At 65.0% G+C, this 13746-nt stretch carries 16 protein-coding genes; 2 read left to right on the top strand and 14 right to left on the bottom strand.

Going from position 1 to position 13746, the window contains the following annotated elements; genetic code table 11:
• The 3 genes from GSQ92_RS31430 to GSQ92_RS11310 form a co-directional block, all read right to left on the bottom strand.
• A partial coding sequence (locus GSQ92_RS31430; RefSeq protein WP_159013454.1) for a PEP/pyruvate-binding domain-containing protein occupies positions 1-162 on the bottom strand: 162 nt, incomplete at its 3' end.
• A gap of 11 nt (positions 163-173) precedes the next feature.
• On the bottom strand, positions 174-2249 hold the full coding sequence (glyS, locus tag GSQ92_RS11315) for a glycine--tRNA ligase subunit beta (RefSeq protein WP_158805166.1): 2076 nt from the start codon (positions 2247-2249) through the stop codon (positions 174-176).
• A gap of 51 nt (positions 2250-2300) precedes the next feature.
• On the bottom strand, positions 2301-3158 hold the full coding sequence (locus GSQ92_RS11310) for a glycine--tRNA ligase subunit alpha (RefSeq protein WP_174246720.1): 858 nt from the start codon (positions 3156-3158) through the stop codon (positions 2301-2303).
• A 137-nt stretch (positions 3159-3295) separates the two neighbouring features.
• On the opposite strand from GSQ92_RS11310, the gene GSQ92_RS11305 reads away from it, so the two are divergent.
• Entirely contained in the window at positions 3296-3697 is a 402-nt protein-coding gene (locus tag GSQ92_RS11305; protein WP_158805167.1) for a ketosteroid isomerase-related protein, read from the top strand.
• A gap of 214 nt (positions 3698-3911) precedes the next feature.
• Here GSQ92_RS11305 and GSQ92_RS11300 read toward each other — a convergent pair whose 3' ends face one another.
• Genes GSQ92_RS11300 through GSQ92_RS11290 form a run of 3 tightly spaced genes read right to left on the bottom strand, consistent with a single transcriptional unit; the run spans position 3912 to position 5935 of the window.
• The gene (locus GSQ92_RS11300) at positions 3912-4571 is read right to left on the bottom strand and encodes a hypothetical protein (protein WP_158805168.1); all 660 of its coding nucleotides are present in this window, start codon (positions 4569-4571) and stop codon (positions 3912-3914) included.
• Between the two features lie 9 nt (positions 4572-4580).
• Positions 4581-5234 (bottom strand): leucyl/phenylalanyl-tRNA--protein transferase, encoded by a 654-nt coding sequence (aat, locus tag GSQ92_RS11295; RefSeq protein WP_158805280.1) that lies wholly within the window; start codon positions 5232-5234, stop codon positions 4581-4583.
• Between the two features lie 56 nt (positions 5235-5290).
• Entirely contained in the window at positions 5291-5935 is a 645-nt protein-coding gene (locus GSQ92_RS11290; protein ID WP_158805169.1) for a helix-turn-helix transcriptional regulator, read from the bottom strand.
• 448 nt (positions 5936-6383) lie between these two features.
• On the opposite strand from GSQ92_RS11290, the gene GSQ92_RS11285 reads away from it, so the two are divergent.
• Positions 6384-6620, top strand: coding sequence for a hypothetical protein (locus tag GSQ92_RS11285; protein ID WP_158805170.1), 237 nt, complete (start codon positions 6384-6386; stop codon positions 6618-6620).
• Positions 6621-6663: 43 nt separating this feature from the next.
• On the opposite strand, the gene GSQ92_RS11280 is transcribed toward GSQ92_RS11285, so the two are convergent.
• The 8 genes from GSQ92_RS11280 to GSQ92_RS11245 form a co-directional block, all read right to left on the bottom strand.
• Positions 6664-6933, bottom strand: a complete 270-nt coding sequence (locus GSQ92_RS11280) for a hypothetical protein (protein ID WP_158805171.1) — start codon at positions 6931-6933, stop codon at positions 6664-6666.
• A gap of 161 nt (positions 6934-7094) precedes the next feature.
• On the bottom strand, positions 7095-8042 hold the full coding sequence (locus GSQ92_RS11275) for a cation diffusion facilitator family transporter (RefSeq protein WP_158805172.1): 948 nt from the start codon (positions 8040-8042) through the stop codon (positions 7095-7097).
• 23 nt (positions 8043-8065) lie between these two features.
• Entirely contained in the window at positions 8066-8728 is a 663-nt protein-coding gene (locus tag GSQ92_RS11270) for a tyrosine-protein phosphatase (RefSeq protein WP_158805173.1), read from the bottom strand.
• Positions 8729-8755: 27 nt separating this feature from the next.
• The gene (locus GSQ92_RS11265) at positions 8756-9538 is read right to left on the bottom strand and encodes a succinate dehydrogenase iron-sulfur subunit (protein WP_159013448.1); all 783 of its coding nucleotides are present in this window, start codon (positions 9536-9538) and stop codon (positions 8756-8758) included.
• A 188-nt stretch (positions 9539-9726) separates the two neighbouring features.
• Entirely contained in the window at positions 9727-11538 is a 1812-nt protein-coding gene (sdhA, locus tag GSQ92_RS11260; RefSeq protein ID WP_158805175.1) for a succinate dehydrogenase flavoprotein subunit, read from the bottom strand.
• Positions 11539-11598: 60 nt separating this feature from the next.
• Positions 11599-12000, bottom strand: coding sequence for a succinate dehydrogenase, hydrophobic membrane anchor protein (gene sdhD, locus GSQ92_RS11255; RefSeq protein ID WP_158805176.1), 402 nt, complete (start codon positions 11998-12000; stop codon positions 11599-11601).
• 11 nt (positions 12001-12011) lie between these two features.
• Positions 12012-12446, bottom strand: coding sequence for a succinate dehydrogenase, cytochrome b556 subunit (sdhC, locus tag GSQ92_RS11250; protein WP_158805177.1), 435 nt, complete (start codon positions 12444-12446; stop codon positions 12012-12014).
• Positions 12447-12601: 155 nt separating this feature from the next.
• Entirely contained in the window at positions 12602-13630 is a 1029-nt protein-coding gene (locus tag GSQ92_RS11245) for an aspartate-semialdehyde dehydrogenase (RefSeq protein ID WP_159013447.1), read from the bottom strand.
• Positions 13631-13746: the final 116 nt, after the last annotated feature.

The raw sequence follows: 13746 nt of genomic DNA, 5'->3' as shown, positions 1-13746 counted from the left end.
GAAGGCCGTGCAGAGATCAGTTGTGATGGTGAAACCGGGCGGCACCGGCAGGCCGATCCCGGCCATCTCCGCCAGGTTTGCCCCCTTGCCGCCGAGCAGGTTGCGCATTTCGGCGCGGCCCTCGTTATGGCCGGCCCCGAAGTTGTAGACCCACTTCGTCATCACATCAGCCATTACACGGCTCCCGTGGTTTCTAGTCGCGAGAAGTCTGCGGCTCGATCCATCGTGCCGCGCAGCCGCTTGAGCAGCCGCAGCCGATTGTCCCGCAGTTCAGGCACGTCGGTATTAACGATGACCGCCTCGAAGAAGGCGTCAACCGGGGCACGCAACCGCGCGAGCGCCGCCATGGCGCCCGAGAAATCCTCGTCGGCAAGGCGCGGCCCGATCGCCGCTTCGGCGGCGTCGAGCGATTGCACCAGTGCCGTTTCCTCAGGTTGCGTCAGCCGCATCGTATCGACCGGGCCCTCGGGCAGTGGCGCCTTACGCTCCTCGATGCGGAGGATGTTGGCGGCGCGGCGGTAGGCGGCAAGGAGATCCGCGCCCTCTGTCGTGCCGAGCAAAGCCTCGACCGCATCGGCGCGGCGCAGCAGGCGATTGAGGTCGTCATCATTGGCGGCCGCGAAAGCAGCGGCGAGCACGTCGTGACGGCGGCCCTCGGTGCGAAGTTGCACGCGGAGGCGTTCGACGATGAAGGCGAGCACGTCGTCGGCGAGAGCGGCTTCGCTGTCCGTCGGCTGCGCGAATGCTTGGTGTGCATGCCGCACCAGTTGGCGCAGTTCAAGCCGCAGGTCGTTCTCGCGGATGAGGCGCAGGACGCCCAAGGCGGCGCGGCGCAGCGCATAAGGATCGCCCGAACCGGAGGGCTTCTCGCCGATCGCGAAAAATCCCGTGAGGATGTCGAACTTCTCGGCAAGTGACACTGCTATCGAAACTGGCGCGGTCGGCGTCGGGTCTTGCGGCCCGCGTGGCGCATAGTGGTCGCGCACGGCATCGGAGACTTCGATCGTTTCGCCGTCATGGAGCGCGTAGTAGCGGCCCATGGCGCCCTGAAGCTCGGGGAATTCGCCGACCATTCCCGTCGTCAGATCAGCTTTCGCGAGTTGCGCGGCACGACGCGCTTGCGCCGGGTCCGCACCTACCAATGGCGCAATGATTCCGGCGAGCGTTTCCATCCGCCACACGCGCTCTCCCTGATTGCCGAGCTTGGCGTGGAAGGTCACGCGGTCGAGGGCCGGGAGGCGCGACGCAAGGGTATCCCGGCGGTCCAGATCCCAGAAATGCCGCGCATCCGATAGCCGCGCGCGCAGCACGCGCTCGTTGCCCGCGACGATCGCCATGCCACCATCCGGGGCCGCGATATTGGCGGCGAAGACGAAGGCCGGTGCGGGTTTTCCGAAGGCGTCGGTGAGCGCGAAATAGCGTTGGTTCACGCGCATGGAGACCTGTCTCACCTCAGGTGGCAGCTCCATGAATTCGGCATCGATGCGGCCGAGCAGTGGCACCGGCCATTCGACTAGGCCGGTCACCTCATCGAGTAGGCCATCGTCGGGTACCATGTGGTATCCAGCGGTCTCCGCGACCCGCGCCAAACCCTCGGCGATCTGCGTTCGCCGTTCGACGGGGTCGGCGAGCACGAAGCGCGCGCGCAGGGCGGATTCGTAGTCGGCACTTGACGCGATGGCGACGCCGCCGGGCGCAAGAAAACGGTGGCCTTCGGTCTTGTTGGTGCTGGCCAATCCGTGGCCGTTATCCTCGCTTTGGGCGAGATCGAACGGCACGACGGTGCCATCGAGCAGGCACAGGATCCGGCGTAGCGGACGGACCCAGGTGAAGGCACTCGTGCCGCCCCAGCGCATGGATTTCGGCCAGGGGAAGCGCCGCAACAGGGCCGGGATTGCTTCGGCGATCAGCGCTTCGGCCGGGCGGCCGGCGGTGCGCTTGGTGAGCAGCCAGTAGCCACCCTCCTCGCGCAGATCGTCGCGCGCGGCGCCGTGTTTGCGGAGAAAGCCGGCGACCGCTTGCTCTGGCGCGGCGAGCTTCGGTCCGCGTTCGTCGGTTGTGGCGGCCGGAACCTCGGCGGCCACCGTGCCGATCCAGGCGATCCGCCGGGGGCCATACAGCACGCGTGTCGTAGTGGGGGCGAGAGTGGCCAGGGCTTCGGTCAAGAGACGGCTGAGGTCCTCGGCGGCGCGCTGCTGCATGCGCGCCGGGACCTCCTCGGAGAAGAGTTCGAGCAGGAGCTCAGGCATGGACCGAGCCCGGCCGTAGCGGTGGGCTAGCCGGTGGATCGGCCGACGCCATCAAACTTCACCCGCCAGCCAGGCCTCGGCGCAGCCACGAGCCAACGCACGGACCCGGCCGATATAGGCCGCGCGCTCCGTCACGCTGATGACGCCGCGAGCGTCGAGCAGGTTGAACAGGTGGCTCGCCTTGATGCATTGGTCGTACGCCGGCTGCGCCAGCTTGCAGCTGAGCAGGCTGGCGCACTCGGCCTCGGCATCCGCGAAATGCCGTATCAGCATCTCGGTATTCGCGACCTCGAAATTGTAGCGACTGTAGTCCCGCTCGGCGCGCAGGAAGATATCGCCATAGCTCACGCCCTGACCGTTGAAATCGAGGTCATAGACGCGCTCGACGCCTTGGACGTACATCGCCAGCCGCTCAAGCCCGTAGGTCAGTTCCATGCTCGGCAATTCGCAGGCGATGCCGCCGACCTGCTGGAAATAGGTGAATTGCGTCACCTCCATGCCGTCGCACCACACTTCCCAGCCGAGGCCCCAGGCGCCCAGGGTCGGGCTCTCCCAGTCATCCTCGACGAAGCGAATGTCGTGCAGGGCGGTGTCGATGCCGATGGCGCGGTAGCTGCCGAGCAACAGCGCCTGGGCATCCGCCGGGCTCGGCTTCATGAGCACCTGATATTGGTAATAGTGCTGAAGCCGGTTCGGGTTTTCGCCGTATCGCCCATCGGTCGGGCGGCGGCTCGGCTGCACATAGGCGGCTTTCCACGGCCGCGGACCGAGCGCCCGCAAGGTCGTCGCCGGGTGAAACGTACCGGCGCCCATCTCGACGTCATAGGGTTGCAGGATGACGCAGCCTTGCGCCGACCAATACTCGTGCAGGCGCAGAATTATGGCCTGGAAGCTCAGGGGCTTGGCCATCGATGAAGCCCCTTCGACGGGGGGCTTGCACTGGTCCATCGAACTCGGGTTCATGGGCTCGCCACGCTACGGGGCCACTCCCTTACGGCCCCTCAGGCGCCAGGGCAAGGCGAGCGAGCGAGAGGGTTGGATCCGGAATGAGCGAGACGGCGCGGGTAATCGAGGCTTACTACCGAGCCTTCAACGCGGGCGACAAGGCGGCGTTTCTCGCTTTGCTCACCGAGGATGTCGTCCACGACATCAACCAGGGCGAGCGACAGGTCGGGCGGGAGGCGTTTGGCCGCTTCGTCGACCACATGACGCGCTGTTACAGGGAGCGGCTGGAGAATCTGGTGATCCTAACCGGCCCGCCCGGTAGTGGCGCGGCGGAATTCACTGTCCATGGCAGCTACATCGGCACCGATGAGGGGCTGCCGGAGGCAAAGGGCCAGACCTATGTCTTGCCGGCCGGCGCCTTCTTCGAGGTGCGGGACGGTAAGGTCGCTCGCATCACCAACTACTACAGCCTGCCGGATTGGATCAGGCAGGTCGGCGGCTGACGTTCTCGAGGCGTTGGGACGGACGGGCGCCTCGAGCGGGATGCGTTTGGTTTGCGACCATGCTCATTCCAGCACGTCACGCTCGGCGAAGGCCGAGCATCCACGCCTTTGTTTGCCCGAACGAAGGCAGGCGTGGATGGCATGCGGGGGGCCGCCCCGCCTTCGCATGCCATGACCGATCTTTGGAGCGCCGTTCAGACCAAAGACACTAGGCTTAAGGTCCCGACAGCCCCGTGATGCCCGAAACCATGCTTTGAAACAGGCTCGGCGGAAGATTGACCGTTGGCATGCCGTCGGGCGGATCGAACAGATCGGGCGGCTGATCGACATAGTTCACACTCAGCGCCGTGACGCGGCCGGACGGGATCCGGCCGGAACTGTCAGGCTTGTCGCCCTTGCCCTCGGCGCTCAGGATAATGCCGTCATTGGTGATGCAGCTATCGCCAGCGCCATGCGGCCCCTCGATCCGCCAGACGGTGCAGGCGATGCCGGCGACGCTGCGGGTGCCGGCGCGGCTGAAATGGAGGTTCGACCCAGGGTCGAGCTGGCGGTGCAGGAAGCCGCCGGTCGCGACGGCGAAGCTCATGCCCTTATCAGGCGACACCAGGATGACCTGTTCGGCGCCCCGGTCGATCAGCAGGTAGTCGGGCCGGCCGACTTCCGATAGCCGCAGCTTCTGGTTGGCGGCTGAGATATCCGCCTCGACCCGCAACGCACCGCTTCCGGTGCTCTGGACATCATAGACGATGGTCGCGTCCCGCATCGGCAGGATCGAGGGATACTCCTGCGCCGCGGCACCGGTCGCGACGCAAAGGGCACCGGCGGCGCCGAACACGAGCCGACGCAAGATCAGGCCAGAGGGGAGGGATTGCATGAGGCGATGCTACTCCAATTCCGTAACGATACGGTTGAGAAGATCCGCGTCGATCGTCTCGACCCAACGCGCGTCGATCCGCAACGCCCTTTCGAGCCGGTCGCGGTAATCCTGTCGGGCGATCTCGATGGTGCCGAATTGCGCCAGGTGATCGGTCACGAACTGGGTGTCGAGGAGCGTGAAGCCACCCAGCCGAAGCCGCGCGACAAGCTGGACCAGGGCTACTTTGGAGGCGTCTCTCGCGCGGGAAAACATGCTCTCCCCAAAGAACGCACCGCCAAGGACCACGCCATAAAGCCCGCCCACCAGCCGGTTCCCGGACCAGCATTCGATACTATGGCCATAGCCCATCATATGCAGCTCGCAGAACAGCCGCTCGATCTCCGGATTGATCCAGGTATCGGCGCGGCGCGGCCCGGTTTCGGCGCAGAGATGCAGCACCTCGGCGAAGGCGCGGTCGGCCGTTACCTGGAACTCGCCGGACAGGACGGTCCGGCGCAGGCGGCGCGGCAAATGGAAGGTATCGAGCGGGAGCACGCCGCGCAGCTCAGGGTCGAGCCAATAGAGCCTCGGGCTGCCGCGCGTTTCGGCCATCGGGAACAAACCCGCCCGATAGGCACGGAGCAGAAGCTCCGGTGTGACATCGATCTGGCGGCGGGACATGCGAGGCATGTGGGGCGATTCCGCCTGGGGAGAACTAGCGCCGGGCGCGGTAAACATTATTGGCTCGCCCAGACGATGCGATGCATCCACAGAATCGCATCCACCGGCAGGCTGACATCGCCGCGCGCCGGGTTGAGCGACCGGGCGTCCACGCTCCGCGCCGAGCGGCGGGCGATCTGACGGACCAGGAAACGGCCCTTGCGATCCCGCAGCACCACGCGGTCGCCGCGCCGGATCGGGGCGAGGGGCGAGACGATCACAATGTCACCGTCACGATACACCGGCTCCAGCGCATCGCCGCCAACCTCGATGGCATAGGCGCGCGGATCGAGCACTTCGGGCAAGCCCGCCTCATCCCAGTCGCTGCCGGTCGGATTGCCGGTGTCGTCGAAAAAGCCGGGCAACGTCGCTTGGGCCAGGCCGATGAGGGGGAGGCGCCGGGTCGCTGGCCGGGAACCCGCGGGCAGCGCCCGCGCACCGCTCACGAGGGCGGCGAACTCCTCGAGCGTGGCGTCAGCCGCTTCGAGAACCTTGGAGACGCTTTCGGTGCTTGGCCAGCGCTCGCGGCCCGTTTGGGTCGCTCGTTTGGACGGGTTGAAGGTGGTCGCATCCAGGCCTGCGCGGCGAGCCAGGCCTGAGGCAGAGAGCCCACGTTCCGCTGCCAGCGTATCGATGGCGCGCCAGACGTCTTCATGCCGCATTCAAAATCCCATCACGCTCGGCCCGCCTGCCGGAGCGGCACTCTGACGAAGATCGTCCTGGCCGAAAATAAGATAATTTTCCTTGCGTCGAGCTTGAAAATCTCCTTCGCTAACGTTAGTTATTTCGTTATGGTAACGAGTGTCCCTCCTAACCGTCTCTATTTTGCGATATTTGCCTTCGCGACGACCAGAAAGGGTCTTTGAGGCGGTATAAAATTCTGGGCTATTCCATTGGCGGAGAGGCCGCTTGATCCGCAGAGACAAACCTGCGGTCGCCGAAACATACTTAGCCTGTGAGCACAATCTGTAGAATCCGAAAAGCCCGCAAAACCCGTTAAAGCGACAGAGCGGTCTCGGGAATTTTTTTAAGACACTAACATTTTAACAAGAATTAATTCCTGACGTAAATCTCTCAGGATTAAGTTCATAGAGATAAAGGATGGGACCAATGTCCTTCGCTCTCCGGAACCTTTGCGTTCTCGCCTATGCGAATGGCTTTACGCTTTGGCACTACAAGGCCGGGGCGGACGCGCTTGACGATATCGGCGGTCAGGGCTTCTTCGCCGACGCTTCCAATATGATGATGGCCGGCGACATGGTCATGATTTCGGCCCATGACGGCGGTCGAGTCGCGGCAGTTGCTAAGCGCCAGGGGGCCGTGGCCTTGGCGGAGTTGCAGGCATAGCGGGTTAGGGTCCGGCTGCTGGTCGCCGGACCCCGCCGCGACGCTAGTAGCCGCCGTAATAGCCGCCGTTGTTATAGTACTGAGGCCGCTGGGGTGTTGTGGCGGCGCCGCCAGCGGCGCCGACTGCGCCACCGATCAATGCTCCGATACCGGCACCCTGGCCGCCGCCTGCGATGCCACCGATGACGGCCCCACTTCCCGCGCCGATGGCCGCGCCGCCGAGGGCGCGCTGGCCGGGGCTATAGGGATCGGTACAGGCGCCGAGTAGCGTTAGGCCAGCCAATGCGGCGAGCGTGGTCAGCTTGGTCTTCATGGTTAAGGCTCTCCTTGTCCTAGTGACCGCAACATCTGGGTGTGCATGCGAGTTCCGGCATCACCCATCGCGCTACGGTTTGCTTCTGAGACCTAGATCGGCCCCGAGGCCGAATTGGCACCTTCCTGTGGTGGCGTTGTGGCGATGCGGCGGTGAGGCCGTTACAGAACCACAACGCCGGTATGCTTCGCCTTTCGTTCCGGCTCGACATGGATGGTGACGACAAGACCCTCCATTTCGGCACGCAGCGCGGCTTCGATCCGGTCGCAGATGTCATGCGCCTGATCCACTGGCATCGCACCTGGCACGACGAGGTGAAACTGGAGGAAGGTCAGCCGGCCCGCCTGACGTGTCCGCAGGTCATGGGCTTCCAAGGCGCCGTCGGCATGGGTGCTGACGAGGTAGCGGATGCGCGCCAGGGTTTCGGCATCCGGCGCCGCATCCATCAAGCCGCTGACGGAACTGCGCAGCATGCGAAGGCCAGACCACAGGATATAGACCGCGGTCGCGGCGGCGAGGGCCGAATCGAGCCACAGGATCCCGGTGGCCAGGACGAGGCAAAGGCCGAGGAGAATACCGCCTGAGGTTACCACGTCCGAGGCGAGATGCCGTGCGTCGCCCAGCAAAGCAGGGGAGCGCAGCCGCCGTCCCTGGCGGAACAGCACCGCCGACCAGGCGCCGTTAAACGCGGTCGCGACCAGGTTGATGCCCATCCCGGAGAGTGGCGCCGACAGGCTGTGGCCGAGCTTGAGATCGAACCAGACGTGGAAGAGGATCGAGCCCGCCGCGAGGATGATCAGCAGCGCCTCGACCACGGCCGAGAAGAATTCCGCCTTGTCGTGGCCGAAGGGGTGATCGTGATCGGCCGGGCGCGCGGCGATCGTCAGCGTCCAGAAAGCGACCACCGCGCCGGCGACGTTGACCACGGATTCGAGCGCGTCGGAATAAAGCGCGGCGCTGCCCGTCAGCCACCAGGCCGCAACTTTCAGGGCAAGCACCGTCAGCCCGACGAGGATTCCCCCCGCCGCGAGGCTGCGCGCCGGAAAGGCCCCGCGTGAGCGCGCCCAATCCGCTGCGTCATCGCTTAGATCGACTGCAGGCAAGGCCATCCGAGGAACACTCCCGGCTTCTGCTATTCGCGCCGGAGCACCCGGTCCACGACGAAGGCTGAGAGGCCGCCGGCGATAAAGTCCCGGCGGAGGGCCGCTTCGTCATACTCGGTCTTCACCCAATCCAAAAACGGGATTCGGCCTTCCGCCTCTCTCGCGTAGAGCAGGAAAAATGCATCGAGGATGCCGGTGCGGGCATTGCTCCAATGGCCGAAGCGCCAGGAGAGCTGGTTCAGGGCATCCGCGCTGGTGCCGCCGCGCATCACCAGATAGAGGCCGGCGGCAAGTCCGGTGCGGTCCGCGCCCGACTTGCAATGCATGATCGCCGGCTCGACCAGGGTTTCCAGGATCGAGGCGAAACGCAGAATGCGCTCCTTGTGCGGCGCGCCACGGCTCTCGAACGCCATGTCGATATGGTGCAGCCCGAGTTTCGCCGCTGCCTCGCGCGACAGCGCGTCGGATCCGCAGAACCGCTTGCCACGCAGATTGATGACCGTCTTGATGCCGAGCTTGCGCTGCGCCGCGGCCAGCCGCCAGGCATGCGGATGGTTGCAGCGATACATTCGCTTCGGCGCCACCTCCGCCCAATTCGCGAAGACGAAGCGGACGAAGGAATGGTCCATCACGAGCGAGTCGGACCAGGCGGCTACCCGGCCGCGGCCCGTCGTGAGATTTCCTCTGAACATGCGAGTTGAAGCGGTGCGCGCCCGGCCTTAGCCTCGGCGCTGCACCATGAGCTTCTTGATCTCGCCGATCGCCTGGGCGGGGTTCAGCCCCTTGGGACAGGTCTCGGCGCAGTTCATGATGGTGTGGCAGCGGTAGAGCTTGAACGGATCCTGCAGGGCGTCCAGCCGCTCGCCCTTATGCTCGTCGCGGCTATCGGCGATCCAGCGATAGGCGGCGAGCAGCACGGCCGGCCCGAGATAGCGGTCGCCGTTCCACCAGTAGCTGGGGCAGCTTGTGGTGCAGCAGAAACACAGGATGCATTCCCACATCCCGTCGAGCTTGGAGCGCTCCTCCACACTCTGCAGCCGCTCGGCATCCGGTGGCGGCGGCGTGTCGGACTGCAGCCAGGGCTCGACGCTGCGATATTGGGCGTAGGCCTGGCTGAGGTCGGGCACGAGATCCTTGATCACCGCCATATGCGGCAGCGGATTGATCCTGACCGCGCCACGGCAATCCTCGATCGGCTTGAGGCAGGCAAGGGTATTCGTGCCGTCGATATTCATGGCGCAGCTACCGCAAATGCCTTCACGGCAGGAGCGGCGAAAGGTCAGCGTGCCGTCGACCTCGTTCTTGATCTTGATCAGCGCGTCGAGAACCATCGGCCCGCAATCATCGAGATCGATCTCGTAGATATCGGTATGCGGGTTCTTTTCGTCGTCGGGGTTCCAGCGATAGATCTTGAATTCGCGCACGCGTTTGGCGCCGGCCGGCGCCTTGTAGCGCTGACCCTCGACGACCTTGCTGTTCTTCGGAAGGGTGAACTCAACCATTTCCGGGATCTCCTAGGAGTCGATGCGGGCGGGAGTGATCCGCGCCGGATGAGCAAGCACGACGTCATCCCATGCGAAGGCATGGGATTCACGCCTTGCCGCGGGCGGCCCCGCCTTCGTGACGCGCGTAAGGCGTGGATGCTCGGCCTTCGCCGAGCATGACGAGGTGGTTGCGATGGCCATCAGCCTCAATACACGCGCTTCTGCGGCGGGAAGACGGAGACCTCGTTGGTCAGGGTCTGCATCTTGACCGGCCGATAATCGAGCTTCACCGCACCGGAGTCGTCACACCAGGCCAGGGTGTGCTTCATCCAGTTCTTGTCGTCGCGATCGGGATAGTCGTCATGCGCGTGGGCGCCACGGCTCTCATGGCGGGCTTCCGCGCCGACCATGGTCACCATCGCATTGCCCATGAGGTTCTGCAGTTCCAGCGCCTCCACCAGATCCGAGTTCCAGATCAGGCTGCGGTCGCTGACACCCATATCGGCCATGCCGCTCCAGATCTTCTGCACCTTCTCGACGCCCAAGGTCAGACTCTTGGCGTTGCGGAAGACGGCGGCGTGGGACTGCATCGCACGCTGCAGATCTACACGCAGCTCGGAGACGCGGGTCGCGCCTTTCGCGTGCCGCACGTCATCGAAGCGCGCGATCGACGCCTCGCCGGCGCGTGGCGGGAGCGGCGCCTGGGTGGCGCCGGTCTGGATCGTCTCGGCGGCGCGATGCGCGGCGGCGCGGCCGAAGACCACTAGGTCGAGCAGCGAATTGGTGCCGAGGCGGTTCGCGCCATGCACCGAGACGCTGGCGCATTCGCCGATCGCCATCAGGCCGCGCACCACGCGGTCCGGATCGCTCGGCGTAGGGGATAGTACCTCGCCGTGATAATTCGTCGGGATGCCGCCCATGTTGTAGTGCACGGTCGGCAGCACCGGGATCGGCTCCTTGGTCACATCCGTGCCCGAGAAGACCCGCGCGGTCTCGGAGATGCCGGGCAGCCGCTCATGCAGCAGCGCGGCGCCGAGATGCTCCAGATGGAGCAGGATGTGGTCCTTGTTGGGACCGCAGCCGCGTCCCTCGTTGATTTCGATGGTCATCGATCGTGACACCACGTCCCGGCTCGCCAGGTCCTTGGCGGTCGGCGCGTACCGCTCCATGAAGCGCTCGCCCTCGCTATTGGTGAGGTAGCCGCCCTCGCCACGCGCGCCCTCGGTTATCAGGCAGCCGGCGGAGAAGATGCCGGTCGGGTGAAACTGCACGAATTCCATGTCCTGCATGGGCAGGCCGGCGCGGATCACCATGCCGTTGCCGTCGCCGGTGCAGGTATGGGCGGAGGTGCAGCTCTGATAGGCGCGGCCATAACCGCCGGTCGCGAGCACCACCGTCTGCGCTCGGAAACGATGGATCGAGCCGTCATCCAGGCACCAGGCCGTCACGCCGCGGCAGACGCCTTCCTCATCCATGATGAGGTCCAGCGCGATATATTCGACGAAGAACTCGACCTCATGCTTCAGGCTCTGCTGATACAGCGTGTGCAGGATGGCATGGCCGGTGCGGTCGGCGGCGGCGCAGGCGCGCATCGCCGGGGATTTGCCGAACTCCTTCATATGGCCGCCGAAGGGGCGCTGGTAGATGCGCCCATCCTCGGTGCGGCTGAAGGGGACGCCGAAATGCTCAAGCTCGTAGATCGCCGGGATGGCGTTGCGGCACATGTATTCGATGGCGTCCTGGTCGCCGAGCCAGTCCGACCCCTTCACGGTGTCGTACATGTGCCAGCGCCAGTCATCCTCGCCCATATTGCCGAGCGCCGCGCCGATGCCGCCCTGCGCGGCGACCGTATGGCTGCGGGTGGGGAAGACCTTCGTAAGGCAGGCGGTCTTGAGGCCGGCTGCGCCCATCCCCAGGGTCGCGCGCAGCCCGGCCCCTCCGGCACCGACGACGACAACGTCGTAGGTGTGGTCGATGACGTCGTAGCTGCCCAGGGTGGGCTTCGTGATCGCGTTCATCTCAGCCTCGTCGTGATGGGAGGGACGGCCGCATGGGAGGGCCGCCAGCCTCGCCTGAATTCAGATCGCGAGCTTCACCACGGCGAGCAGGGCCGCGAGACCGAGGAGCACCACTGCGGCTTTCATCACCAGCAGCACGATGAGCCGCGTGCCCTCGCCATGGATGTAATCGTCGATCACCACCTGAAGCCCGAGCTGCGTGTGGTGGAAGGAGGTCACGATCAGCGCCACCAGCAGTACGGCGACCAGCGGATGCGAGACCCAATGGGCGATGTCGGGCTGCGGATGGCCTGCCATGCCCAGAACCGAGAAGACGAACCAGAGGGTGAGCGGGATGAGCGCGACCGAGGTCACGCGCTCCATCCACCAGTGATGCACTCCGCTGCGCGCGGCGCCGAGCCCTTTGACGCGGCCAAGCTCGCTCTGCCGCACCGTGATCGAAAGCTTGTCCTTGGGCGCCATGATCGCGGTCCTCAGAGCCACACGGCCAAGCCGACGACCCAGCTCAGCACCGTGAGCACCACGGTCGCAACCAGGACCGCGAAGGCATTGCGGTGCGATGTTTTGACATCGAAGCCAAAGCCGGCGTCCCAGAACAGATGCCGGATGCCGTTGCAGAAGTGGTACCAGAGCGCCAGCGTCCAGCCGAACATCAGGATCAGGCCGATCGGCGAGCCCACGAAGCCCTGAGCCGAGGCGAAAGCGCGGGGACCCGTCGCCGCCGCCACCAGCCACCACACCATGAGCAGCAGCCCGACCGCGAGCGCGCAGCCGGTGATGCGGTGAAAGATCGAGGTCGCGGTGCTGATCTGCGGCTTGTAGATTTGGAGATGCGGCGAGAGCGGGCGTTGCACCAACTTGCCGTCGCTGCGCTTGCCGATGATCAATGCGTCGCGCACGTCCGCCATGGGTCGGTTCCAGTTAGAATGTCGGTCGGGCCGGGACCGTGCGTCCGGCAGAGGAGGGCCGAGGAAGGCTAGGTCTTTGGGACGCTTCTCTAATCTTCGACGGAAGATGGGTCAACGCAGGTGCAGCATCACGATCGTGGGTTGCCGGGGCAGCGCTACGCTGCCTGCCGGGCGAAGACTCCCTGGGCCACCAATGTTTCGGCGATCTGCACAGCATTCAACGCGGCGCCCTTGCGGAGGTTGTCGCCGACACACCAGAAGGCGATGCCGTTCGGCACGGTGGGGTCGCGGCGAATGCGGCTGACATAAACATTGTCCTCGCCGGCGACCTCGGTGGGTGTCGCATAGCCGCCATCTTCGCGCACATCCGTCACCGCAATGCCGGGGGCGCCACGCAGCGCCGCGCGGGCTTCACCGGGGGCGACCGGCCGTTCGAACTCGACATGAAGGGCGAGGGCGTGGCCGATGAACACCGGCACGCGCACGCAGGTCGCCATTACCGCGATATTCGGATCGAGGATCTTCTTGGTCTCCACCACCATCTTCCACTCTTCCTTGGTGGAGCCGTCATCCATGAAGGAGTCGATATGCGGGATGACGTTGAAAGCGATGTTCTTGGTAAATTGCTGCGGCGTCACAGGATCGTTGACGTAGAAGGCCCGGCTATTGGCGAAAAGCTCGTCCATGCCTTCCTTGCCTGCGCCAGACACTGACTGATAGGTCGCGACGACAACCCGCTTGATCTTGAACTCGTCGTGTAGCGGCTTGAGGGCGACAACCATCTGGATCGTCGAGCAATTTGGGTTCGCGATGATCCCTTCGCGGAAGCCGTGGAGTGCCTCGGGATTGACCTCGGGCACGACCAGCGGAACGTTCGGGTCCATACGGAAATGGCTGGTATTGTCGATGACGATACACCCAGCCTCGACCGCGCGCGGCGCGTGAATGGCGGAAACCGACGCGCCGGGGCTGAACAGTCCGATGTCCCAGCCGCGAAAGTCGAACTTCTCGAGATTCTGGGTTTTGAGGACGCGGTGCTCGCCGAAGGAGATCTCGGTGCCCGCCGAGCGGCCCGAGGCCAGGGCCGCGATGTCGCTCACCGGAAAGTTGCGTTCCGCGAGCGTCTTGAGCATTTCGCGTCCCACCGCTCCGGTGGCACCCACGACCGCGACCCGATAGCCCATGACCCTCTCCCGTCCCGGCGCCTGAATGCCGCGCCACCAACCCGAAGCGGTTAAGCCCAAGCGCCGCCGGCGACAAGCAGCGCTATAGGGGGGATGCCCTGCATAAGGCGCTTTCC

This window comes from Acidisoma sp. S159, from assembly GCF_009766125.1.
Taxonomy (GTDB): domain Bacteria; phylum Pseudomonadota; class Alphaproteobacteria; order Acetobacterales; family Acetobacteraceae; genus Acidisoma.
Note: the sequence above shows the minus strand (reverse complement) of the source record. Positions and strands in the feature narration are given on the sequence as shown.

Bases quoted from the DNA above. Each gene is read 5' to 3' on its own strand.
- glyS (WP_158805166.1), bottom strand. From the start codon at position 2,249: ATGCCTGAGCTCCTGCTCGAACTCTTCTCCGAGGAGGTCCCGGCGCGC.
- GSQ92_RS11310 (WP_174246720.1), bottom strand. From the start codon at position 3,158: ATGGCCAAGCCCCTGAGCTTCCAGGCCATAATTCTGCGCCTGCACGAG.
- GSQ92_RS11305 (WP_158805167.1), top strand. From the start codon at position 3,296: ATGAGCGAGACGGCGCGGGTAATCGAGGCTTACTACCGAGCCTTCAAC.
- GSQ92_RS11300 (WP_158805168.1), bottom strand. From the start codon at position 4,571: ATGCAATCCCTCCCCTCTGGCCTGATCTTGCGTCGGCTCGTGTTCGGC.
- aat (WP_158805280.1), bottom strand. From the start codon at position 5,234: ATGTCCCGCCGCCAGATCGATGTCACACCGGAGCTTCTGCTCCGTGCC.
- GSQ92_RS11290 (WP_158805169.1), bottom strand. From the start codon at position 5,935: ATGCGGCATGAAGACGTCTGGCGCGCCATCGATACGCTGGCAGCGGAA.
- GSQ92_RS11285 (WP_158805170.1), top strand. From the start codon at position 6,384: ATGTCCTTCGCTCTCCGGAACCTTTGCGTTCTCGCCTATGCGAATGGC.
- GSQ92_RS11280 (WP_158805171.1), bottom strand. From the start codon at position 6,933: ATGAAGACCAAGCTGACCACGCTCGCCGCATTGGCTGGCCTAACGCTA.
- GSQ92_RS11275 (WP_158805172.1), bottom strand. From the start codon at position 8,042: ATGGCCTTGCCTGCAGTCGATCTAAGCGATGACGCAGCGGATTGGGCG.
- GSQ92_RS11270 (WP_158805173.1), bottom strand. From the start codon at position 8,728: ATGTTCAGAGGAAATCTCACGACGGGCCGCGGCCGGGTAGCCGCCTGG.
- GSQ92_RS11265 (WP_159013448.1), bottom strand. From the start codon at position 9,538: ATGGTTGAGTTCACCCTTCCGAAGAACAGCAAGGTCGTCGAGGGTCAG.
- sdhA (WP_158805175.1), bottom strand. From the start codon at position 11,538: ATGAACGCGATCACGAAGCCCACCCTGGGCAGCTACGACGTCATCGAC.
- sdhD (WP_158805176.1), bottom strand. From the start codon at position 12,000: ATGGCGCCCAAGGACAAGCTTTCGATCACGGTGCGGCAGAGCGAGCTT.
- sdhC (WP_158805177.1), bottom strand. From the start codon at position 12,446: ATGGCGGACGTGCGCGACGCATTGATCATCGGCAAGCGCAGCGACGGC.
- GSQ92_RS11245 (WP_159013447.1), bottom strand. From the start codon at position 13,630: ATGGGCTATCGGGTCGCGGTCGTGGGTGCCACCGGAGCGGTGGGACGC.